Source organism: Haloferax sp. SDI50 (assembly GCF_059802635.1).
Genome location: NZ_JBPULL010000001.1, coordinates 1,048,258 through 1,072,543, shown reverse-complemented (window position 1 = coordinate 1,072,543; position 24,286 = coordinate 1,048,258). Strand labels below are relative to the sequence as shown.

Sequence of the window (24,286 nt, the reverse complement as noted above, 5' to 3'; positions counted from 1 at the left end):
ATGACGCCATCGGTACCGAGGGCCTCTGCCTTCTCGACCACTTCGCTCACGTGTCTGTGAGATACGGCAGCTCGTACTGTCATTCAAATTCATCGCCCCACGAGTACCGAGACGTCGTCGTATCGAGGCCGATTTTCGCACCGACGACGAGTGTTGGGTCTGGTTCGCTCTCGCTGTACCCCTGCGTGTCGAACACGTCGTTGAACGCGTCGCTCCGAACCCACGACAGCCACGTTGTTTCAGCATTTTCTCCAAAGAGTGCAAGCACTCGGTCATCGACCAGCCACTCGACCGCCTGCTCGGCGTCAGTGTCCGTCTCATCGGGGAGAACGAGCAGGTCGGCTGTGGGATTCGCTCACCGTCTCGATGTCTGCAGGGATTGAGAGGTCCAGTCCATCGGCGACGTACACCGGCGTCACGTCGAGCCGCTCGTAGGTCGGCCGCTCTGCGTCCGAAGCGTCCGTTGGGAGGGCCGAACACCAAGCGAGAGAACTGAGAGCGACAATGCCGCACGCATGGAGGGTATTCCGGCGGGTGTAGTGTTGCATGGAACCGAGTCAGTCGGCGGGACTGGAAAAGTATCTATGAGATAATTAGTTCCAATTGGTTCCAGCTGGTAAACCGTGGTCGTCTCTCGTCTGGTGAACGATTACCACCCGCTGTCTGGGTCACACAGTTCTGTGGAGTTCCACGACATGACGGTCCTCGACGACGACCTCCCGACCGAGGGCGTCGACGTGGTATTCCACCTGGCGGCGCTGTCGTCGTACAAGATGCACGAGGAGAACCCGACGAAGGGTGCCCGCGTCAACATCGAAGGCTTCGTCAACACGGTCGAACAGGCTCGCAAGGACGGCTGTGATACCGTCGTGTACGCGACGACCTCTTCGATTTACGGGTCGCGGACGGAACCGTCGCCCGAGGATATGCCGGTCGAGTCGCGGACGGGCTACGAAGCGTCGAAACTCGGCCGTGAGCGCTACGCGGAGTACTTCCACCATCACTATGACATGCAGCTCGCGGGGATGCGTTTCTTCTCGGTGTACCAGGGCTTCGGTGGCGCAGAGGAACACAAAGGCGAGTTCGCGAATACGGTCGCGCAGTTCACCGACAAAATCGCCAACGGCGAGTCGCCGGAGCTGTTCGGCGACGGCTCGCAGACGCGTGACTTCACCCACGTGGATGATATCGTTCGGGGGTCGAACTCGCCGCAGAGGAGCGTCTGCAGGGCATCTACAATCTCGGGACTGCCGAGAGCTACTCGTTCAACGAGATGGTCGAGATGATCAACGAGGTGCTCGGGACAGATGTGGAGCCTGAGTACGTGGAGAATCCGTTCGAGGTGTACGTCCACGACACGAAAGCCGACTACTCGAAGATCCACGAGGCGACTGGCTGGGAGCCCGAGGTTTCGTTCGAGGAGGGTGTCGAGCGGGTTTGTGAGCCGTATCTCGACTGACGACGACACTCGCGGTTGTGTTTCAACCGGGCGTTTTGGTTCACAGAGATGCAAGGAGGAAGCCCACGGCTTCAGCCGTGGGAGGAATCCGACAAACCACTCCACCAACCACGAGCAATAGCAGTCTGACTCCCCCACACCGGTCGTAGAAATTATAAAACACCACTCCGTATGTGAAGTTACAGATGGAGGTTAAGCGAACCGTTCCGGTCAAACTCTCGGTTCCCGACGACCGAGTGGACGACCTCCATCAGACCATCGAGCAGTTCAACCACGCCTGCAACTACACCGTCCAGAACGGTAGGAACGACGACGGCTACCTCATCCTCAACAAGTCGAAGATACACGACGAAGTGTACCACGACTTGCGAGACGAGACAGACCTCCCCGCGAACCTCTGTATTCGGGCGTACTCGAAAGCCGTCGAAGCGATGAAGTCCACCGTTGCCGACTGGAAGAAGGGCAACAGCCGACCACTCCCGCGATTCAACGAGCCGTCCGCCGTCTACGACAAACGAACGCTGACTATCAAAGACAGGTCGGCCACGCTTTCGACTATCAACGGCAGAGTCGCCGTTGAGTATGTACTCGGGGACTACCAGAAGTCCTACCTCGATGATGACGACTACGAGAGGCGGATGGGGACGCTCCACTACCGCGAAGACGACGACGCGTTCTACCTCCATATCGTCATCAAGAAAGAGGTAGAAGAACGCGACGGTGACAAGATACTGGGCGTGGACTTGAACCTGAAGAACGTCGCCGTGACCAGCACGGGGTCGTTCTACGATGGTGGCGAACTGTTGTGGGGTCAGAACCACTACTTCCGCGTGCGTCGAAGCCTTCAGCACAAAGGCACTCGCTCCGCCAAGCAGGCACTCCGGCAATTGTCGGGGCGAGAAAACCGCTTCGTGCTGAACCGCCTGCACACGATTTCTCGACGCATCGTGGAGGAAGCCGACGTCCACGGCTGCTCGTACATCGCCGTCGAACGCCTGACCCATATCCGCGAGCGGATGAACAACGGGAACGACCAAGTGAAGCGTCAGATGCACAACTGGGCGTTCCGCGAACTCCAAGAGATGCTCGCGTACAAGGCCGCCGAGTACGGTATCCGCGTTGAGGATATACCGCCCGCGTTTACGAGTCAAACCTGTTCTCGGTGCGGGCATCAGTCCAGCACGAACCGTAACTCGGACGGTTGGTTCGAGTGTAACGACTGTGGGTACTCGGTTGACGGTGACTACAACGCGAGCAAGAACATCGGTTTCAAGTTGCTAACTTTACCATCGGGCAAACGTCCCGATGGGTTGGGCGACGGTCATCTCGCCCTCAAGTCTGGGACGCTGAACGGGAACGGCGAGTACACCGCCTACTCCACGTCGGAGGCAGACCGGGAGTCCACGGACAAGCCCACGACTTCAGTCGTGGGTTGATGACACCTTGGTCAATCGCTACCCGAGCATAGGGTCCACCAGCGTCACTTATCGCAGTGTTTCTCCGCACCCTTTCGAACCGCATCTCTGTGCTTCTGGGCAATTGGGTCGGCCTTTTCGATACGCGGCGTCGTCTCTTCTCGCTTTGAAGACGTTTCCTCAATAAGTTGCTCCATGCGGGCGAGAATTTCTTTGGGGTCGTCTTCCGAGTCAACCATGGCTATACTCCTACAAAGAGTGGGAATAAGTATATCCGATTTGGTCAGTCGACCTCGTTCATCCCTAAGCAATACGTCTACAGAAAACACGCGGGTATGCGATCGCACTATGTATCAACGCAGAGTGCCTCGGGCTTGTCCCTGTGGTACTTCACTATGGCGTCTTGACGCGTGACTTTGGCTACGCACACGGCCTACTTTCTGACCCCGCGTCGGTCCGTGGAGTATGCATACAAATAGGTACACACGAGAATCGCCGCGCCAAGGCCGACCATATTCTGCAGCAGGTCTGTGACCGTCACGACGAACATGAGCGAGAACACGCCGTAACACGCCAGCCCGCCAAAGAGACACATCGTGAATCGCTTTCGAACCCAGTACAGTTCGTGTTCGCGTTTCTGTGGGAGGCCATCGACCACCGGCCAGTACGACCCTGCGACAAAGCCGACGGCGATTGCACACACGAACAGTAACAACAGCGTTTGTCCACTCCAATGCAGGAGTTCACTCGGCGTCCAGTGGGTGACGGCACTCACGACGAGGATTGACGCACTTCCGACCGTTGGAGATGCGATGGAGGCAATCCCAGCACCCTGGCAGGCGGCCATGAATCGAGTCAGCGGGTCTGGATGAGTGGGACCGTACGATTCGACCGACATCGTGAGCGGGTCCACTCGCGGCTCGTAGTTGGCTATTACGGCAGGCAGTCGTCGTTGCCAGAGAATGGCCAATCAATACTACTCGGCTCTGTTGAAATCCTCAGCTACTAACAGCTTGCAGCGGCCGTGCTGAATACAGCGCGCGAGTCGGTCACTTGACCTTGCTGGTCTCGATGGTATGTATAGTGAAGACGACACCAACGCTGGCTAGTTCTAAGGTCATAGCGCCTAGCTCAGAACTGAGCGCAACGTCAACAACGTGCGGTAAGTAGTCGAGCATTTTGATGAGTACCCCCTGAGATAACCTTCGGCCGAGGTAGTGGTAATAATTCTTCTGAATTGACCAATCATTGTACAGACATTGATCAGACTGTCCCGTTCAGCGTTCCTACCCAAGGGTTGTTCCACCACTGAGGGAGTCAAATAAACGATACCGTTTGCTGAACTCATCCTCTAAGTTCAGCACGCGATATCTGACAACAGTGATAGAGGTAGAAATAGGAATTCGTCCGTACAGCTCAATCGATTAGTTCTTCGGGTGCAACACCACCGTGATCAAGCAGCTCTCCGTCGAAGGTAACCATGGTCGCATCAACGTCGTTCGCTAATGCGAGCAGCACACAATCCATTGTATAGAGGAGATTGTCTCGCTGTAATTCGTATGCTGCAATTTGGTCGCTGATTTCGGGCGCGTAAATATCTACGCTACTGTAGATATCCGATAACACCGCCTCGACTCGGTCTTGCTCAACGCGCTTTTTCTTCGTCATCACTGACCGAATCTCCATGAGATTTAGAATAGAGGTACAGAACTCGTGGTCTTCGTTGAGTAACTGTGTCGCAATCTCACCGCGACCAGGTTCATCAGTCAAACTAGCGATGAAGACGTTTGTATCGACGAAGACCTTCATTCTCTCTTTCGTTCATCACGTACTGCTTCGACCGAGTCAACGTCTACGTCCGCAAGTCGGCCCGAAAGCAGATCTCCGAGTCGTGGCCGAGGTTGGTCGTCGTCCGACGACTCATCAGTCCAATTCGGTGGTGTTGCGTAGCTACCCATTATCGGTAATTGCAGACGTGCGTGTAAATCGCTTTCTCTGTCTGAGAACTCGTTCCACCAGTCACATCAAGACTGACATCCGTCTGCTGAACTCACCCTCTGTCTGTGTCACACAGGTTCTATCAGGTTCTACGGCATTCAACAGATCCTACTAATCACACCTGTTGTGATTTGTCTCGATGGACTCACCACCACAAACTCGTTTTATTCACTCACACTACCGTTGTCCACAGAGGAGCTTTCTTCAGTGCCGCTGCTAGAACGAGCGTCTGTACCCGCGGTGGGTGTCGACGACCTGTGGCGTGCGTCCGACTATCGATCGTTGATCACACGGTCGCTAGCGCCACCTCATCACAACGTCCGTGATCCCACTTCCACCCGCGGACGCAGATGACGTCTCCGCGAGTTCCGAGACAGCGTGCTCGGTGAAGATGACGCGTTTGGTCCCGCGGCGTTTCACGATCTTCACGCCCTCTTTGCCGAGATCATCCAGAAAGTCCATGACACGACTGACGGTTTGGGTGTGGGGCGTTCGGCCTTCCTTTGCGTGGAGGACGGTGCGAATGGTACTCGAATCGAGTGCGAAGCCCGCGGGGACGTTCGTGGCGTACTCTCTGATGTCCTTGGCGATGAACCGAGCGCGTTCTTGGTTGGCGGTGAGTTTCGAGAGCGCTTGAGAGGGGAGTCGAATGAGTTGTTGGAGGGGAGAGCGACGTGTGTTGGGCTCGTCGGTTGGGGTGTCAGCGGATTCCACAGCGTAGAGGCGCTGTTGAAGATGCTTGCGGTGGTCCGATGCGGCGTCGAGTTTGGCTTCGAGGTCGTCGGAACGGGTTTCGTATTGGGTGAGGGCTTCGCGTTGGGACGCGATTGTCTGTGCTTGGGCGTCGACTGTCTCTTCGAGTTGTTGGGTGTCGGTTTCGAGTTCGTCGACGCGATCTTCGAGTTCGTCGATCCGGGCGGCGAGGTCTTCGATGGAGGTCATTCGTGGCCCTCCGTACGGGCTGGCTGTGCGACGAGACCTTTTTGCGTGGGTGGTGTGTTCGGAGACATGCGGTTTGGTCCAACCAACCGCCGGGGGTCCGTGTCTTCAGCACGGGTCCTTTCTACCAGGACAGTATCCCGAAGCGATTGCTCTGTTGAATCCGCAGAAGGCGGCGGGATAGCGTCGCTCTGAAGGTGGAAGCGAAGCGGAAGAGCCGAATGTGCCTAAACTACTCTTCCGCTTCGTTAAGCAAGCCGCGTCGCTGGCTCAAAAGCGCTGTGCCGCCAGTCCAACGGCGGTGAGTGATCCGACTGGCAACGGATTTCCCGGTTGGAAGCATGTCACGCTCCACTTTTTGCGGGTTCACATGAATGCGACGTACCGCGAGATCGTCGATTGGGCGAGTGAGATGGATCGGGTTCGTGGGCTGTTACAACTCGCTCGAACGGCATTTCCCGCACCCTCAACGCTGTACCGGTCGTTTGAGAGGGTGCCCATGTCTGTGTGGCGCGGCTTCCTTCGTGAGTCAGCGACCCTCTGCGATCCGGGCTCGCACGGTGCCATTGATGCCACATTCTTCGACCGCGAAACGGCATCGAGACACTACCAACATCGCTCGGATCGCCACATACGCACGCTCAAAACGACGACGCTCGTCGATACAGACTCGTGTGCCATCCTCGATATTCACTGCTCGGCACACTGGCCGCACGACACCCAAACTGGCCGTCGAGTTGCCCTGCGCAACACCGAGAAAATTGAGAGTCTCGCCGGCGACAAAGGCTATGACGACCAATCTCTCCGGGACGCCCTCCGATCAGAGGGCGTCCGGCCCCTGCTGCGTCATCGGTTGTTCGCTGCGTACGATCACGCACACAACGCACGGTTGGACAGCGAATTATACGGCCAACGCTGGATGGCCGAGACTGCCTTTTCGGCCATCAAGCGTCGGTTCGGCCCCGCTGTCCACCCTCGCGCGTGGTACCGCGAGTTCCGCGAACTCGTGGTGACCGCCGCAGTTTACAACCTCGAACAGGCTCTCAAACAGTGACCCCGACGCCGTCATCGGATTCAACAAAGCAGAAGCGATTGTTATCCGCGAATAGACTCTCGGGTATTATAATGCTTAGCATATTTGAGCTACAATATTAGTCTAATTATGCCAATCTAGGAACTCATCGGCCGTACTATTGTAACAGAACAACCTGCTAGGAAAAATGCGACCGCGCCCAGAATGGATGTCACTGAAAGATGGGCTCATACTTGAATTTCTTGCGGAGCATAATTTGGAACTGCCACCAAAGCCGCTTTACCGAAATCTCAATCGACATGGACATGAGATCGGATATTCGACAGTACGCCTTCGCATGAGTGAACTTGAGAAACATGGATTAGTGAGCGAAGTCGGTAGTGGTGGCTATTACGAAGTCTCTGAGGTTGGTCAGAGATACTTACGGGGAGACATAGAGCCAGAGGAAATCGAAGACTAGCTATCCTCTCTCCACCACACGACTGCACGGGCACCGACGCTCATTTTTCCTACGTCGCCATCTTCGTATAGAGCCTGCAACTTCAGCCGAGCGGCCTCACTAGAACATCCGAGCGCTGCTGCAACTTGTTTCGCTGTCAATACTGGCGTTTCTGCCTCGGACAGAACCTCCAGTACCCTATCTGGTGTGATCTGTGTCGAGTATCGGCCTTGGTCATCGCGTTCGCGGTCCATGTTGTTCTGTTTAACTCACGGATGATAATCCTGTTGCTAGGTGGCAATTGGGTAGATTTATATCGTCTTGTCACGTGGCAATTGGTGAGGAAGACAGGTCTCTCTGGGGCATGGGAATGCCCGCGTGCAGGAACACGCGGGACCGGTCTTCCGAATGGATGCCAGAAGACCAATGTCAACTACGCACACCGCGACACAAGAGCGTACCGTATCGCTAGCCGACCAACTCATCAACGCCCTCGCACGCTCGTTCACCCTTGGTATCGACACCGAGGGATTCACACACCACTACTTCCGTCCTGCCGACGCCGTCGTCGTTTTCGATGGTCGGACCCTCGATCACTACGAACCACTTGATGGCCGGCCGCTTCGCGAGTGGAAGGCATTCGTCTCCCAGAAGCGTGGATGGGCTTCGATGGGCCAACTTGCATCCATCGGACTCCAGGTGGATTCCGAGCGTAAGGAGACTCCCCGCGCATGAGTGCTCACGAAGAGCTACAGATGCATCTCACCCAAGCACTGACGCGAACCTCCGAACCCGACGTGCAAGCGCATCTGCACGCCGCGTTGGAATTCTGTCAGGAGTTACCGACGACGGCCGTGGCGTGTCCTGTGTGTGGGGTGGTGGGTCTGCCAGAACGGATTGAGATACACGACTGTCGACGTCGATAAGGGTGCCTCAAATACTCTCCGAGCAACTGATATTTTAACGCCCAACTACCAACTTCTTTGGTATTATGTATATATGGTATATCTGGGTTGGATCTGTTGGTATCTGGTTCTTCAGACGGACGTGTCTTTCCCAGCCGATCAGTCGAGTTCTGCGAATGCACGAATCGGCATTGCAGCCGTCTGTGATGCCTTAATTGGGACCGCAAACAACCGGAAGGACTCTCCGTGGAGTGCGTCCAATCCGGTCAGATTCTCTACGATGAAGATCTCCTCGTCGAGCAAGCGCGAATGAGCAGGCCGTGACGGATTGCGGTGGTCATCGGCATTGATCGTATCAACACCGACCAGACCCACGTTTTCGTCGATGAGTCTGTCGATCAGTGCATCTGAAATATACGGATACGACCGATACTGCTCTGTATCCCAGTGCTCATCCCACCCGAAATTGAACAAGACTGCTCGGTTTGTGAGCTCTCGATCGCTGGGTACCACCTCAACACCGAGTTCCTCATACGGTTCTAGTCCCCTGGCGTCGACGACGACACCCGGTAACACGAGTTCGTCAATATCCAGATCACCAATGTCACGACCGCTTGTAGCGATGATACGGCGAGTCCAAGTACGTGCCAATCGAGGTTTGAAACCTGATCTCTGTGATCTCGAATGCAGACTCTCCATCGTAGAATGATTCGGATTCGTCGTGGGTAAAAAACGGCTCTATCTCTGCGGTATACTCAGTGACTGTTCCGTCTTCGGCTTCCATACGGAAGCCCGGCATCCCATCTTCGAACGAATGGCTGAGATCGACAAAGCTCATAGACGCACGAACGAGCGTCTCGAAGTAAATGGTAGAGGTTTGAACAGTCTAGTGTGTTCGCTCACGCTCAGTACTGCTGGTTAACTGAGTTATAGTGAATCCGTCTCTGACACTGAACAGCGGCTGAATGAGTCGAATTTGCATCCCTCCAACCCAAACTCTGCATAATCTATTTAGCCAACAAATGCAATGGTATCAAAAATGGCTATTTCTATTTTTAGACAGTAATCACTCACTTTTGGTCCTCACGGAAAATCCACACAACACGTTATTGTGGCCACCAGTGTTCCACAAGCAACGCTGTAGGTGGTGACGCTTTGAACAAGCGCACCTTGGGCTATGTCCGACTCGTGGTGTACCGGACATATGGATGTTATACCTCTCGGCCCCGCTGTTGTCCACGCTGTCTCGTTACTACTCGGCGTAACCCGTTCGACGACTCGATCACAACAATGCGACAGACACAATCACTAACTCAATTGACGTTGGATACTGTTAGCTGTGTCCCCAATCTCACACCTGTGGTCCGGCGTGTCCCTCCAAACACCTCCCTTTCCCGTCGGTGTGCGCGAAACGCATGTGACCGGGGTCGTGGTGCTCATCGGGCTCATCTTCGGCGGGATGTATCTGTACACTCGCTGGCGTCAGTATCTTCGGTAGACACAGCGACGGACCGCGTTGCACCCTCCCGACGAACAATACCACCGTCGAACTGACGGCCGAATCAGAGAGTACAGTTCGTACGCTCTCCTCTCTGCTGCCTCGTGCTTTCAACGACGAACGGAAGCATACGAAATGCACTCTATCCCGTCCTGCTTAGGCCATCGCGTTCGACGTTAGAGAGTACATTTCGTATGCTTTCCACGTCGGTGTCTGCCGTTTTTGGACACAGATTCGAGCATACGAAATGGACTCTGCGCTTCTCGTTATGACGACTAGGTCTAGACTTTGTCTGTTGTCGAACTGAAACCCGAGTAAGAGAGTGTATTTCGTATGCTATCGTCTGCACCGTCTTGCGGTTTCAAACTAGAAACGAAGCATACGAAATTGCACTCTATCCCGTCCTGATTAGGCCATCGCGTTCGACGTTAGAGAATACATTTCGTATGCTTTCCTCAATATGAAGCGTTCTACGAGGGGGGAGGGTGTGGTGTTTTGAATGTATCGTGTTGTACAGGTCACTGCAGATGCGATGACGACATGACGGTTCCTCGGGGAGTACCGTTTCGAGTGTATCTCCACGACTTCGAGTGTATCTGATCTCGTGTCCTTCGCATCGGCCTCGGAGTCTCTGTTGCCGATTTCGTGTGTACCACTTCCTGAGACGCATCTAAACAGATGAAGTCGTGGGGGTCAGATTTTCGTCCCGGATTCTCAGAACGATTTCTTTGCAGTCTATTTCCTTCGTCTCCGGTATACGAACTGGTTCAGTTTACAGTTTGGTTGTCACCCCCCCATCGCTTCATGTGTTCTTGTGGTTCGTCTCTATCCACAGCAGCGCTGCACTACCACCGGAATCTCCGTCTCGAACTGGCTTCGACTCGAAGATATTGGCATCTTGAACCCCTGTATGGCTGCTAAACAGATGAAGTGGTGGGGGTAGAACGATTACCAACTCCTCTCGGCTACCTGAACAGCCATGACCAACAATGTTGGAGACTCTCCCACCCCACCACTTCATCTGTTCTGATTATCTGCACTGTTTCTGTGTGGTTTGGGGCTCAATAGTTCGGGTGGTCGCTGGCTCTTAACCATCATTGTCAGTCGTAGACAGATCACACAGCATAGAACAGATGAAGCCACGGTGTTCTTCACTTATATATTCGGAGAACAGATGAAACAGATGAACCGGTGGATATATGTGGTATACAGGTCTGCAACACGTATGGGATCCTTCGAGTTCTCACAATCAAATCAGATCTTCAAAAATCGGGATGTGCTACGTGAGGATTATACCCCCGAAGAACTCGTTGGCCGGGATGAAGAACTGAGTGAGTATCACTCCGCTCTCCAGCCGGTAATCAACAACGAACTCCCGTCGAACATCTTTCTGTACGGCAAGTCTGGTGTCGGGAAAACAGCCGCAACACGATTCTTACTGGATCGGCTCCAAGACGCCGCTCGATCGATTCACGACCTTGACTTGCACGCGGTACGGATCAACTGTGACGGACTCAACACGAGCTATCAAGTCGCCGTAACGATCATTAACCGTCTGCGTAGTCCGGAAAATCAGATTCCCATGACCGGCTATCCACAGTCGAAGGTGTACCAGTTCCTGTGGGAAGAACTCGATCAGTACGGGACCATACTCATCATCCTCGACGAGGTCGACCACGTCAACGACGACTCACTTCTGTATCAGATTCCGCGCGCACGAGACAACGGTTACGTCACGTCAGCGAAGATTGGGCTGATCGGTATTTCGAACGATCTGTCGTACCGAGAAGGGCTTTCGGCAAAGGTCCAATCGAGTCTGTGCGAAAAAGAGGTCTATTTCCCACCGTACGATGCGGGAGAACTCCGTAAAGTGCTCGAACAACGAACCCAAGTCGCCTTCCGTGATGACGCTCTCTCGGAGGACGTCATCCCGCTTTGTGCCGCCTATGGTGCGAAGGATTCGGGTGACGCTCGACAGGCGATTAATCTCCTGTTGGAGGCGGGGGATATCGCACGGAACGAGAACGCACCACAGGTAACGAAACCGCACGTCGACCAAGCCAAACGAAAGCTCGAATCCGACCAAATCACGACTGGGGTGTCGAAGCTCACAGAGCACGCCCGACTGACGCTGTACGCACTTACGACGTTCGCCGCAGACGGTGAGACTCCAGTCACTTCACCGACAATCCGTGAACGCTACCTCGCACTCTGCAGTTCGAGTGGCATCGACCCGCTTTCACATCGGCAGATGCAAAGTCATCTCTCCGAGCTGAAGATGATGGGTGTCATTACGGGCAAAGAGCGGAATCTGGGTCGTCGCGGCGGAAAGAAGGTGCTGTACGGACTCAACTACGACCTTGGGTTAATTACGGAAACCCTCGCCGACACGATCGATGAAATCGGCGTCCACCGCTCGATTCAATCGTTCGCCAAGAACTGCTCGGAGCAGTAACCCACAGAACAGATGAAGTGACGGGGTGTGGGTGGTCATGACTCCGTTCTGTCTCTCGAAAAAACAGATGAAGTGGTGGCGTGCCCCGGTCCTCAACTGCCGTCTCACGCGACGTCTGCCTTCCTACCCGAAACCGGTGTTTGGTCGTCTCGTCTCGCGCCGCGAGGGTTGCGTGCAGACCGTCAGGACCCAGTCCCGAAACCGGTGTCTGTTCGGCTCGTCTGCTTCTGCGATCGACGCCTGACCCCCATAGCCCCCGAATGCGATGCCCACACGGATGTTTCTGACTCGGAAGCACGCGAAATGCCCACTCTGTATCAGATCGTCTCAGTCTCTCAGTGGTTCTATCTGCTGCTGAAAGACAGTACATCTTGTGTGCCTTTCCCGACTGCATTGGCTTCGATTGGTCGACGAGTCACCCCATGCCGATATTGAAAGAACAGATGAAGTCATGGGGGGAGGGAGGACCGGATCGGACCGTTCTGTGTGGCTCATTCGACGGCGCGGTTACGGTGATACCACGGACACAATCAACTAACTAAATCGATGCTCGCACCGTTATTCGCGTCTCGCACTCTCCCCCCGTGGTCTGGCGTGTCGCTCGGTCCCCAACGAACATCACCACCGACCGTCGATAGCGCGCTCGTACGCCTTCTCCGCTTGGTCGGCAACGCTGTCCCAATCGTACCGCTCGGCGCGTTTCGTCGGTTCGGTCGGCGGCGTCTCGCCCCCGAGCGCTCGGGCTAACGACTCAGTGACTGAATCGACAGTCGGCTCAGCGAGATAGCCCGCGTCACCGATGACCTCACTCGCCGCCGATTCGGGGTGTTGAACGCCGATAACCGTGCAGTCGGCGGCCATCGCCTCGGCGTAGGTGATGCCGAACCCCTCTCTCGTACTGGGCGATGCGAACACGTCCGCGGCGCGCATCTGACCCAACACGTCTTCGTACTCGTCGAGGAATCCAAGCAGGCTCACGCGGTCGGCGTGGTCCAACTCACTCGCCTGTCGTTCGAGGCGGTCGGCCTCCGGGCCGTCGCCGACGACGCCCAGCGTCACGTCGTCGTAGTCGTCGGCCACGCGGTCGAACGCGTCGAGGAGGACGGAGACGTTCTTGTCGGCGATGAGTCGCCCGGCGAACAGCACGTCGAACGAGTCGCCGTCATCGGGGAGCGGTGCGTTTCGAATCTGGTCGACGTCGATGCCGTTCGGGACGACCTCGATGGTGTCCCTGTCCCGGCCGGTATCGGCGAGGCGGTCGGCGGTGATGCCCGAGACGGCGATTGGGTGTTGGGGGACTCTGACGGTGAGGTGTTCGGTGAACTTCCCGAAGGGGGCGAGCACGCCGAGGTAGTCGTCCCAGTAGTCGCCCCACACCTCGTGCCAGGTCGTGACGACGGGCACGTCGGTTCCGAGGGCGGCGAGCTTCGAGGAGAGGACGGGAAAGTACGGAAAGACGGAGGCGACGACGAGGTCGTGGTTCTCGTCGTGGAGTCGTTTGGCGAGCGGGTAGGCGAGTCGGGCCGCGAAGTCGAGCGCTTCGGTGATGGAGCGGCGGTCGTCGGTGTAGAGTTCTGTTTCGGGGGCGACCGCGCGGAGGGTGACGCCCTCGTGGGTGGTCTCTTCCGGGCCGTCCCAGAAGTGGCGGCCGTAGATGGTCACGTCGTGGCCTCGTTGTGCGAGTCGGGTTGCGATTTCGTGGATGCGCTTTTCTGCGCCACCGGTCACGAACGGAAATATAACATTACTGACAAACGCTACATCCATTATGCGTGTCATCTTCTCCGCGGGTAAATGCCCTTTCGGTTGGGGCACTCTACCTCCGTGCCACGTGTCCTACCAAGTCAGGCCTCCATACGTGAGGTCTTCCGACGCCTCGATAACGTGCCTGCCGTCGACGATGACCTGTTGTTCCATCTGGTCGAATTCCTCGTCAACACCGCGAACTCGTCCCAGTTAGTACCCTTCACCCGTATGCGCCGAAACGAGTTCCGACATGGCCGCTCCCGATGACGGAAAGTTGCATTACTACGTGTGTCCCACTCAGGTCATATCAAATACTCGGAGGAAACGGAGAGACGGATGCGACGGACAGAGAAAAACTGATTTCGCTTACTGTGCTTCGGCGACTTCGCCGCTCAGTCGCTCTTCAGCTTCGTCGCGGTCTTCGGGGTAGCCGATGTCGAGCCGCCAGCCATCGAGCCTGATTGCGTCGATCGTCCGTCCGCTGTGGATGAGCAGGTCGATCGCCTCACTAATTTCGTACTCGTTGCGGTTCGACGGTTGGACAAGGTGACATGCGTGGAAGATTTCGGGTGTGAACGTGTAGAAGCCCGTCATCACTAAGTTGGACGGCGGATCGTCTGGCTTCTCGACGACGTCGGTGATCTCGCCGTATTTGTTCGTGTCACAGACACCGTACCGGCTTGCTTTGTCCCACGGAACTTCTTCGACGAGGAAGGCCGCGTCAGCTCGTTGTTCCTGTTGACGGTTGACAACATCTGCGAGATTAGCGTCGAAGATATTGTCACCGAGCATCAGCATGAAATCGTCGTCGATGTGCTCTTCGACTTCCAGAAGAGCATGAGCAAGACCCTTCTGTTCTTGTTGGTGAGTGTAGGTGATGGGTAGCCCCTGGAATTCATCGCCGTAGTACTCGATGATTCGTTCTTTCAGGTAGCCGACGACGACGACGAGTTCGTCAGCGCCGAGTTCAGCGAGTTGCTCGAAACAATGTGTGAGGATTGGTTTATCATTGACTTCGACCATCCCCTTCGGTTTGTCTTCCGTAAGTGGTCGGAGTCTGGTTCCCTCGCCACCGGCTAGGACGACTGCTTTCATAGTAGATGTTGTGTCACTGTCCTGTATAGTTCTTGTTGCTCAGTTTGAAGGTACACCTCTAAGCCACACTATTCCTCATCCTACAATACGCATCTGTCTTAATCACCCCACACGAGGTTGAATTTAACGCTAGTAATATAACGCTGGTTCAACATCTACGCAGTAGATGACTACCGACTGGGACAATATCATCCTCCTGTCAGCTGATGCCCTTCGGGCTGACCACCTCTCGTGTTACGGCTACGAGCGAGAGACTTCCCCGGTGCTGGATGACCTCGCAGCCGAGTCGCTTCACTTCATGAACGCCTACAGCGCGAGTTCACATACGCGTGAGGCGGTCCCGGCGCTGTTGACTGGCGAGTATCCGGACACCGCAATCGACGCGAAGTACCGACTCGCGACCGACACTGTCGCCAAGACGCTTTCTGACGAGGGCTTCGCGACGGCCGGCTTCCACTCGAACCCGTTCGTCTCGCGAGCCTACGGGTTCGACCAAGGGTTCGACACATTCGACGACGACCTGCACTTTGGGAAGCACAAGGTCATCGCGCTGGCTCAGCGAGCGCTAGACAAACTTCGGAATCGTCACTATGCCCGCGCCGAAGAGATCAACGAACGCTCGTTAGAGTGGCTTGATTCGTTGGACGGTGACGAGCCGTTCTTCCTCTGGAACCACTACATGGATACCCACGGCCCGTACGAGCCGCCGGGTGAGTACGCGACGCTCTACACCGACGAGACGGTTTCCGGGCGGAACGCTCAGTCGCTGTACCAGCGGGCCATCAAGGATCCCGAGTCCATTACGGACGACGAGCGGCAGTTGTTGATCGACCTGTACGACGCCGAGATTCGCTACAACGATGAGCGAATTGGTGAGTTCCTTGATGCGCTTCGTGAGCGTGACTTGTTAGAGAACTCGCTAGTCGTCTTTACTGCCGACCACGGTGACGCCTTCGACGAGCATGGGTATTACGAGCACCCGCGTTATCTCCACGACGAGATTACGCACGTGCCGCTCATCGTTCGACAGCCAAACGGTGAATCTGGTGTCGTAGAGACGCCTGCGAGTACGTTGGATATCGTATCCACGATTGAATCGTCGGTCGGTGGCGAGACGGAGTTCTCACTTGTTGCACCGGAGATGGATGCAGACCGACGCGTGTTCTCGCAGGCACGCGGCGAGAACGAGGACAGTCACCTTCGGCGGTACGCGATTCGGACTGTCGAGGACGTGTGTTTCTGCGAATGGGATCGAGAGTCCGGGGAAATTGAGTTCTCTGACGTGACTGGGTCGGAGCTTCGGACGGAGCTGCGTGAACACGTCGAGGCTCGGGTCGCCGTTGAGAACGGCGAGTCCGCGGGTGACGACGAGGACGTTGACGAGGAGATTGAGCGGCGACTGGAAGCGTTGGGGTACAAGTAGGAATGAAGATCGGGATTAACGCTAGAACTTTTTCGGTTGACGAGCCTGGTGGTGCAGTGCAGGCATCAATTCGATTGACTAGAGAATTAATCAATAACCCAGAGCATGAAGTTGTTCTATTCGGGTCACACACACTAGACTCTGATTTTGATGTGGACATCTACTCAACAGGGTTTTACGAAAATCAGATGTTTGGGTTGTTGTGGGAGCGTACCATTCTCCCGCGTCTTGTCCGTAAGGCGGGCGTTGAGGTTCTATATTGTCCAAATGGTAATGGTCCTCTGCATGAACTTAGTATCCCGGTTGTGATGTGTATCCACGATGTAAATGCACAAAAGGGAATGTCAGATGGATTTCACCAACTTTATCGAAGACTCACCGTTCCCGTCGCTGCACGTGCTTGCGACAAAGTTGTTACTGTCTCTAAATTCTCAAGAAGCGAGATATCTGCCGAATTGGGAATTGATGAAGATGATGTGACTGTGATATACAATGGTGTAGATGATTTTTATTTCGAAGATAGTAGTTCGTCGTTTGATCTCCCCGACAGATATCTATTGTTTGTCGGTTCTCTCAACCCTCGGAAAAATATTAGTGGGTTATTACAATCTTTCAGCAAAATACGGGATGAGTATGGTGTTGAGTTAGTATTAATTGGTCCATCGAACAAAGAGATATTCAAGACGCTTGAACTTGACCCAGTTGACGGAATTCACTTTTGTGGATACCTTGATAGACGGGAGGTGAAATATGCGTACGAAAATGCTGAAGCTTTGATATTTCCGTCGTTCTATGAGGGGTTTGGTTTACCCCCACTTGAAGCGTTCGCGTGTGGAACACCTGTTGTTGCTAGTAATCGGGGAGCACTACCCGAGATTCTAGGCGATTATGCGATATTTGTTGATCCCGACGCTATCTCTGATATTAGCGATGGGATGATGGAAGTTCTCGATAACGAACCTCCAAGCGACTCTATATTGATTGAATGGGCAAAAGAATTCACTTGGCCGTCCGTAGCAGATCGGTTGTTGTCGGTGTTTGAGGAACAAGTGAAATAAGATTTCGAATAGAGAGTCGAAGATTACTTGCATTCTATACGTTTCGTATAGTTTTCAAATTTGCTCAATTAAACAATACAATTATATTATCTCATATCTTGTACGGATGTATGAGACTGTTGGTTATCTCTCGCGAGTTCCCTCCATACGTTGCTGGCGGGATTTCTTACCACCTACATCATCTGTATTCAGAAATTGCTGATTTAGGCCATGATGTTACTATCTTAGCGGGACGTCCGAGAACTGTATCAAAACAAGGCTCAATTGAAGTTGATGAAAAATTGGATATTCAGTGGGTAGATTTCTACTCATTAACTGGATACCACCTGCAGTTTTCCCTTTCACTTCGAAAAAAATTGAATAGTGTCGATATAGGTGGTTATGATGTCGCGCTCACCCATACTGAGGTTCCTTTCTCACTAGGTATTCCAACAATCCACAAGGTACATGATGCAAAGCACATTGAGAGGTCTTTCAGTCGGGAACAGATGGGAGTTATTTCGAAGGTAATGGACTCAACTTTGGCGGCATCTCGACGCTTGATGACACAAAGAGCACTCAACTGTGCAGATACATTAATATTCAATAGTGATTTAACACAAGATGTGTGGAACAATGGGTATGACATAACTGCACCTTCAACTACGATCTATAATGGTGTTGATCGGAATATCTTTCATCCTCGTGATGTAGTGCAGGAGAATTTCGTATTATTCGTGGGAAATAGTCCAAGGAAGGGACTCCCACAGGTCGAGTCGTATGCTGAAAATTCACCATATCCTATTTACGTTATTGGTGATGCTCAGGGTGTTGACAACGTTCAAAGCTTAGGACGGCTAACTCAGGAAGAGCTTGCTGAATATTATAGTTCAGCAATTGCCACTATTCACCCCGCAAACTTTGAAGCCTTTGGGAATGTGGTATTAGAATCATTAGCTTGTGGGACACCAGTTGTAGTTAGTGATCAGTGTGGTGCGTCTGAAATCATCGATCATACTTGTGGCCGGGTCACTACTGATCTTGATTCAGGTATTGAGGAGGTCAAGAATCTTGACCCAGACGATTGTGTGAGGGTTGCATCCCAATTTGATTGGTCCCAAGTTGCTGCTGAGACAACCTCTCTAATTAGACAAACGATTTGAACGGATGTCAAATTGTAAACAGTTTAGGGGGTTAAGTCTGTTATTGAGTTGATTTAGATGAGGTTCATTGTCTTGTATAGTAATCTTCATAAGTAAGAGACTGCTGTGAGACTAACCGATTCATGACAATTCCACGGTGATGCCGATGAGTGGTCAATCTACAGTTGTGAATTGTAGACCTTTTCTACGGAATTCACCTATATGATCCCGGAACGGTGGTCTCTCACGTTGATCGACCGTTGAGAACTATCCGTGAGCTAAGTCCAAAACCAAGGCAACTGGACTCTTGCGTTCCCGACTAAGTTGGTGGTTTGGATCAGACCGTTTAAGAATGACTTTTAGCACCTGCCAAGCGTTATATTTCCAGCTGAGTAAATAATATTATCCCCAACTGGTCTTTTCCATTCGTCAACTCCCAAATAATCGGAACGGTGTACCGAGTAGGCAGTACAGTTTGGGGCCCCAGTTAGTCTATCTACATTATCGTATTGATTGGCAGTCCAGAAGCGGGGATGCTGATCCACAACTAGCATTTCCTGTCCATGCATCTTCATCCAATCAAGTGTTGCATATTCTGAGGAAGTGTAGTGAGCCTCTGGATAGACCATCTGTGACGGATTTGTATCGATGCGATACGCTGGGACCAGAGTAAGCTGCGTGATGATTAGGGCCATAACCAGTACCGCGGCAACAGTCTTCGGTCGGGGTACGGTGACACGCTTGTTGGCTACCATCACAACCGTGACTGGGACTAAGAATAGAATCATGAAACCTAAAAAACGGCCCGCAGACAGTGGGACAATCTTGCCTGCGACAGTAGTCCCAATGAAACCAATAGCGAAAATCCCGGACGGAACTGCCCATGCGAGCTCCCAGTCAGCAGTTTTACCCTTTGAGAGCACGCCTGCGGCTGTGATGGTGCTCATCACCAGATATACGACTAATGAGGACCGGACTAATAGTCGCCTTAACGAACTTGGTTGGGCAAGAGAACCAGTGAGTGACGGTGGTTCAGCCCCGGTTATTAAATTGATAGTAACGAAACGGGTGAATGATTCATATGCGAATAAGAACACGGACACCAACACCAAGGTTGTGATAATACCGTAGAGAACAGTTGGGGTATATCCAGTGGAAATCGTATCAAATCGCGATGGAAGGGGTAGATGGTTAATAATAGCCCACAACAAGAAAATCAGCGCTCCGACTGCGGCGATATAGTGGTGGACAAACCCAATAACTCCCATCGCAGGGATTACAACTAGTACTTGCTTTCGTTGGTCATTAACGATAAAAATTGCAGCAATTGAGAAGAATAACATTACCATTGCGAAAGGTTCCTCAATGAATTTCACCTGAAACATTAGCAGTTTTTGTGAGGACGCTACTCCCATCCCGGCCAAGAAGGCGGCATCGTCGTCAACGACACGAGATAGTCCACGGAAGAGGAAAAACGGAACTGTAGCAACGACTAACGGTAGGTACTTACCAGCAGTCTCTACATTGAGACCAGTTACTTCAACGATGACTGATATTAAGGCGGGGAGACCAGGCCAGTGTCCCAACCAGGACGTTATTTGGTCCCACCCGTTCTGAAAAAGTTCGTAAGCCATCATGGTGTGGTTGTTCGGATCATACCCGTAGAACCCTGCTTCGTGAGGGCCAATGATTGCGAGCATCGTGATGAAGGGGGTTGCAAAAACGAAGATTGATAATACCCATCTGGGGACATCGAATTTTAGTGCTATGAAAATTGGGAACGCGAATATCGCAAGTAAAGCAGCATAGTTCACTTCGACATAAACGGAAGTGTTTGGGACGATCGAGAGGTAAGTGAAGACTGCAAATACGAAAAAGTAACCGGCTATCCAGAGTTTACGCCAATCATATTGAGCGTTATCCATTACCTACACGTAATGAACAATCTGATGCTACTTGATGCTTTGTATACCTAATCCGAATGTTTGAACACGCGATTATTTGATATGTAGTCCAAGCATACAAATATGAGAAAGATAATATATCCCATATGGCAAAAACGGTGCTGTTATCTATTGATGCAATCCGTGCTGATCGGCTTTCACAGGATTATTTTCCCTATTGCTGGGAAATAATCCAGAACGATTTTTGTACCTTCACTAATTCGTATTCGCACGGAACCGCAACACCATTAGCATTTCCAGGGCTAATTACTGGGAAAACAGCCGAAGGTCAGGGAACTCTATCAAAAGATACGCCTACACTTGCCGAAATGCATTCTGGACAGTCTGTTGCCATACCAAATAACCCTCATCTAAGTGAACAGCGAGGGTACTTACGTGGAATCTCTAGTGATATGCAAAAAGATAGTGGTTATTCACTTATCTCAAAGCTAATGGATCTTGGCTCCAATTTTGAGATTGCTCGCTCTGTCTTTTTCCGTGTTCAAGATTTACTCCCCCTTGATTTAGAATCCCCTCCGTATACTCCTGCTGAAGAACTTTCGTCGGAACTCATAGATGCGATTGATTTGGAACCCGATTTTTTATGGGGACATTTCATGGATCCTCATACGCCACACACAGATTTCACGATTACCGATGGGAAAGATAAAAGTATTGATGTTGATGATTATCAATCACTCAATGATCGCTTTCACGATGGTCTGTCCACAGGTGAAGAATTAGATACCCTTCGAGAGTTATACGATGAACACATCAGATATCTCGACAGACATCTTTCATCAGTTTTGGAACATTTGCGGTCAAAGCCTTGGTGGGATAACGCACTGGTGATTCTTGTAGGTGATCATGGTGAAGCGTTTGGTGAGATGGGGCAAATGGTTCACCCCTGGGATGAAGACCCGATAAAAGAAGTGATTAAAACTCCATTAGCTGTAAAATTCCCGGGTGGATATCGGTCAGGAAAGACTTGTGACTACATTGTTCAACATGTAGATGTGTATGACGAAGTTGTATCACACACCGACTCAGATGTTGACTCAGCGGGGCCTGGATTGGATTGTGATGATCCCAGAATTGTTATATCCAAATCGAATAGTGCGATTCGTGCGACGGCAGAATCTGGCTTCTTAGTAAAGCGTAGAGACGGGACAGAAGTTGAAAAAGGCGATATCACACCGAATATGATATCCGCCGTTGAATCTGAGGAGTTCACAAAAATTCCCCTTCTAAATGGAGAGATTAAAGGAGTAGATGTTGACGAATCTTTAGCTGAACATTTAGAGGCGTTGGGATATCGATAGAATTTTTCGCTACCATACCAACTACTAATCAATGAAAGTACTACTAGTAACACCCGACTACCCACCACCACCTGGTGGAATTCAAACTGTTGTCAAAAACCTCGAACGCGGGCTAAATCTGACGGGACATGAACCGATTGTCCTTCAAGTGGATCCCACTGACTACGAGTCAAAAACCAGGGATAGGCTACCTAGCAAGATATCTATTCAAACGGTAGCCTCGTTTAAGCCCCATTTACATACCTACTTTAATGCAGTCTATCGTGAATCACTGAGAGCGATTAGTGAACACAACCCAGATATTGTTCACGCAGTTCATATACGAGAATGGCCTGCATTATTTGCAGCCCAGAAAGAGGGAATTCCAACTGTTGTCTCTACGCACGCATTAGAGCTGCGTGAAAAACATCTCTCCTCAATCGCATTTAGTAACGCAGATGCAGTCCATTCTGTTAGCAAATTCACATCTTCGATCGTGCAACGGGATCATGACCTCACTCCAGATAGAGTAATTCCACCATCAATCAACATTGGACAGTATGAGCAGTCCACTGATACAGTGACTAAGAATAATGACTCAACTGTCTTTTCAATCTCCAGAATGGTTGAGCGCAAAAATATGGGCACAATTGTGGATGCATGGAAAAAGCTTGATCCAAATGTTCGAGGAGAGTACCAACTTGAGCTTGCAGGTACCGGCCCTTTACGTGACTCAATAGTTGAGGAATCTACCGGTCTGGAAGATGTACATCTCCTTGGTCGGATCAGTGAGACTGAAAAGCAGCATCGACTCCAAAACGCGGACTTATTTGTTCTTCCTGCCGGTGGGTCTGGTTATGACGTTGAGGGGTTTGGAATCGTATTCCTTGAAGCTCAAGCAACTGGAACTCCTGTAATTGGTTCTTCAACTGGTGGTGTACCAGAAGCAGTCGGTGATGCTGGACTGCTTCTGGAAGATGAACAAGATTCAGATGAGTTAGCAACAAAGATGAATAGAATGCTGACGGATCCAACTGTTCGGAACCGGTGTTTGGCTGCTGCTAATCAACGTATTGATGAATTTGATTTGATTCCAATCGCAGACCGATACATTGAATTATACACTGAGCTATTGGATGATAGTCAATAAAGACAATAGATGTATCTAATATGTAGAACTATGAGTTGAAGTTTCAGTCGACGGTTCTTGCGTGTCGAAATAGTCTAAGGACTCGTTGTCTATTTTAACTTTACTACGGCATCTGTCGACCGTCAATAACTTGGAGGTGGTGTAAAAGCGCAGCATAAATGATGCTTCAATAGTTTCGTCTCATGAGTGTACAAAATTGATAGTATTGTCTTGGATAAAATATTGATTAGCGTACTCTGTATATTTTCAGTTTCGGTTAGCGTTCTATCGTTTTGATAGCCAATTTAAAATTATCTTTCGATTGGTTTCTAAGATTATCTATGTTATGTATGCTCGAAAACTGGACTGGGATCTCTCCATGTGGAGCGAATGATTCAATATTCATTCTATCACATAGTGAGCTCACTTTAGGAGCGTAAGCAATCGGTAGTATCGGTTTTCCGCAGACTGCTGCAAAGATAAGAGAGTGGTAGCGCATTGTAACCATCTTGTTGACTTTACTTACTCGATCTAACGTCTTTGAAACGGAATTCACATACGGGTATATCTCTATGTCAAGGTGTTGTCTGGCAAAGTCTTCATCCGATTTATGAAATGGGATAAAAACGGGATTCTCTACAGTCTCACAGATTCTTTTTGCATTATTTATATATTGTATTTTGGCAGCATTCACGTCTAAATTCTTGTCATAATCAAAATAATATGATAGGTCTTCTTTTGATCGATTATACCATGGCCTGAAATTCACACCTGTTCGGTTATTAGTTTCACACTCTGGATCCTGATATAGGAACGCTGGACACGCTGTCTTGATGATCTCAGCATCACAGAATCGTTCCAATATATCTTTTGACCTTTGATCTCTAACAGTAATTAGATGGTTCTTAGGTAATATTGTGTTGACCAGGTTTCGTGCTTCTTCAGAACGTAATCCAGGGACGCCAACTCCGATGATACACCCGTCTTCTGAAATGTAGTCTAACCTCTTCTTCAGGTGTTCTGTCCCATAAAAATCATGTATTACCCCACCACCTCCTAGAATCGTCTTCTTCGCATTGCTATCGGTGACATTTTTGTTAAATATATGTGTTCTATAACCCTTCTTTGTCAATTCACTCTGGAATATCTCACCTAACGCCTTGTCACCGATATTTCCGGTCTTATAACTTCCATGGACACCAATATCATGTGGACGATGGATTTTATATAAGCGTGATAACTGCTCTTGAACTAATTTTGGATTTCGCAGTCCTCTCTTGATCTCCTGAACTGTATACATTACTCATCTCTAATCTCGCTGATATGGTA

At 51.6% G+C, this 24,286-nt stretch carries 17 protein-coding genes and 2 pseudogenes; 10 read left to right on the top strand and 9 right to left on the bottom strand.

The window, feature by feature from the left end; translation table 11 throughout:
• Positions 1–677: 677 nt before the first annotated feature.
• Both ACSR87_RS05505 and ACSR87_RS05500 read left to right on the top strand, forming a co-directional pair.
• Positions 678–1,459: pseudogene (locus ACSR87_RS05505) on the top strand (NAD-dependent epimerase/dehydratase family protein); the annotation flags it as partial.
• Positions 1,460–1,644: 185 nt separating this feature from the next.
• On the top strand, positions 1,645–2,895 hold the full coding sequence (locus ACSR87_RS05500; protein ID WP_115803138.1) for an RNA-guided endonuclease InsQ/TnpB family protein: 1,251 nt from the start codon (positions 1,645–1,647) through the stop codon (positions 2,893–2,895).
• A 44-nt stretch (positions 2,896–2,939) separates the two neighbouring features.
• Here the strand turns inward: ACSR87_RS05500 and ACSR87_RS05495 are convergent, their stop codons facing one another.
• The 4 genes from ACSR87_RS05495 to ACSR87_RS05480 all read right to left on the bottom strand — a co-directional run bounded on the left by ACSR87_RS05495 (position 2,940) and on the right by ACSR87_RS05480 (position 5,814).
• On the bottom strand, positions 2,940–3,113 hold the full coding sequence (locus ACSR87_RS05495) for a transcriptional regulator (protein ID WP_158547224.1): 174 nt from the start codon (positions 3,111–3,113) through the stop codon (positions 2,940–2,942).
• 194 nt (positions 3,114–3,307) lie between these two features.
• A complete protein-coding gene (locus tag ACSR87_RS05490; protein ID WP_498529778.1) occupies positions 3,308–3,772 on the bottom strand; it encodes a hypothetical protein in 465 nt (154 codons plus the stop codon).
• Between the two features lie 518 nt (positions 3,773–4,290).
• Complete coding sequence (locus ACSR87_RS05485; protein ID WP_004062835.1) at positions 4,291–4,683, bottom strand: putative toxin-antitoxin system toxin component, PIN family; 393 nt, start codon at positions 4,681–4,683, stop codon at positions 4,291–4,293.
• A gap of 486 nt (positions 4,684–5,169) precedes the next feature.
• Positions 5,170–5,814: a hypothetical protein gene (locus ACSR87_RS05480; protein WP_498529777.1), complete on the bottom strand. Its 645-nt coding sequence runs from the start codon at positions 5,812–5,814 to the stop codon at positions 5,170–5,172.
• A gap of 220 nt (positions 5,815–6,034) precedes the next feature.
• On the opposite strand from ACSR87_RS05480, the gene ACSR87_RS05475 reads away from it, so the two are divergent.
• Both ACSR87_RS05475 and ACSR87_RS05470 read left to right on the top strand, forming a co-directional pair.
• Positions 6,035–6,865 carry an IS5 family transposase gene (locus ACSR87_RS05475; protein ID WP_498529776.1) on the top strand — a complete coding sequence of 277 codons (831 nt, stop codon included), beginning with the start codon at positions 6,035–6,037 and terminating at the stop codon, positions 6,863–6,865.
• A gap of 166 nt (positions 6,866–7,031) precedes the next feature.
• Positions 7,032–7,304 (top strand): winged helix-turn-helix domain-containing protein, encoded by a 273-nt coding sequence (locus ACSR87_RS05470; protein WP_006601203.1) that lies wholly within the window; start codon positions 7,032–7,034, stop codon positions 7,302–7,304.
• A 1,043-nt stretch (positions 7,305–8,347) separates the two neighbouring features.
• Here the strand turns inward: ACSR87_RS05470 and ACSR87_RS05465 are convergent.
• A pseudogene (locus ACSR87_RS05465) lies at positions 8,348–8,972 on the bottom strand (cyclase family protein).
• A 1,939-nt stretch (positions 8,973–10,911) separates the two neighbouring features.
• On the opposite strand from ACSR87_RS05465, the gene ACSR87_RS05460 reads away from it, so the two are divergent.
• Positions 10,912–12,141 carry an orc1/cdc6 family replication initiation protein gene (locus tag ACSR87_RS05460; RefSeq protein WP_049896250.1) on the top strand — a complete coding sequence of 410 codons (1,230 nt, stop codon included), beginning with the start codon at positions 10,912–10,914 and terminating at the stop codon, positions 12,139–12,141.
• Between the two features lie 618 nt (positions 12,142–12,759).
• Here ACSR87_RS05460 and ACSR87_RS05455 read toward each other — a convergent pair.
• Both ACSR87_RS05455 and aglF read right to left on the bottom strand, forming a co-directional pair.
• Complete coding sequence (locus ACSR87_RS05455) at positions 12,760–13,908, bottom strand: glycosyltransferase family 4 protein (RefSeq protein ID WP_498529775.1); 1,149 nt, start codon at positions 13,906–13,908, stop codon at positions 12,760–12,762.
• A gap of 345 nt (positions 13,909–14,253) precedes the next feature.
• On the bottom strand, positions 14,254–14,982 hold the full coding sequence (gene aglF / locus ACSR87_RS05450) for a UTP--glucose-1-phosphate uridylyltransferase AglF (RefSeq protein WP_405001802.1): 729 nt from the start codon (positions 14,980–14,982) through the stop codon (positions 14,254–14,256).
• 166 nt (positions 14,983–15,148) lie between these two features.
• Here aglF and ACSR87_RS05445 point away from each other — a divergent pair, with 166 nt between their 5' ends.
• The 3 genes from ACSR87_RS05445 (at position 15,149) to ACSR87_RS05435 (ending at position 18,605) form a co-directional block, all read left to right on the top strand.
• The gene (locus tag ACSR87_RS05445) at positions 15,149–16,405 is read left to right on the top strand and encodes a sulfatase (RefSeq protein ID WP_498529774.1); all 1,257 of its coding nucleotides are present in this window, start codon (positions 15,149–15,151) and stop codon (positions 16,403–16,405) included.
• Between the two features lie 56 nt (positions 16,406–16,461).
• Positions 16,462–17,463, top strand: a complete 1,002-nt coding sequence (locus ACSR87_RS05440; RefSeq protein ID WP_498529773.1) for a glycosyltransferase family 4 protein — start codon at positions 16,462–16,464, stop codon at positions 17,461–17,463.
• A gap of 110 nt (positions 17,464–17,573) precedes the next feature.
• Complete coding sequence (locus ACSR87_RS05435; RefSeq protein WP_498529772.1) at positions 17,574–18,605, top strand: glycosyltransferase family 4 protein; 1,032 nt, start codon at positions 17,574–17,576, stop codon at positions 18,603–18,605.
• Between the two features lie 338 nt (positions 18,606–18,943).
• Here ACSR87_RS05435 and ACSR87_RS05430 read toward each other — a convergent pair whose 3' ends face one another.
• Positions 18,944–20,509, bottom strand: coding sequence for a hypothetical protein (locus tag ACSR87_RS05430; RefSeq protein WP_498529771.1), 1,566 nt, complete (start codon positions 20,507–20,509; stop codon positions 18,944–18,946).
• A gap of 125 nt (positions 20,510–20,634) precedes the next feature.
• Here ACSR87_RS05430 and ACSR87_RS05425 point away from each other — a divergent pair, with 125 nt between their 5' ends.
• Both ACSR87_RS05425 and ACSR87_RS05420 read left to right on the top strand, forming a co-directional pair.
• Positions 20,635–21,849 (top strand): sulfatase-like hydrolase/transferase, encoded by a 1,215-nt coding sequence (locus ACSR87_RS05425; protein ID WP_498529770.1) that lies wholly within the window; start codon positions 20,635–20,637, stop codon positions 21,847–21,849.
• Between the two features lie 31 nt (positions 21,850–21,880).
• Complete coding sequence (locus ACSR87_RS05420) at positions 21,881–22,978, top strand: glycosyltransferase family 4 protein (RefSeq protein WP_498529769.1); 1,098 nt, start codon at positions 21,881–21,883, stop codon at positions 22,976–22,978.
• Between the two features lie 256 nt (positions 22,979–23,234).
• Here ACSR87_RS05420 and ACSR87_RS05415 read toward each other — a convergent pair whose 3' ends face one another.
• Positions 23,235–24,257 carry a polysaccharide pyruvyl transferase family protein gene (locus ACSR87_RS05415; protein ID WP_498529768.1) on the bottom strand — a complete coding sequence of 341 codons (1,023 nt, stop codon included), beginning with the start codon at positions 24,255–24,257 and terminating at the stop codon, positions 23,235–23,237.
• Positions 24,258–24,286: the final 29 nt, after the last annotated feature.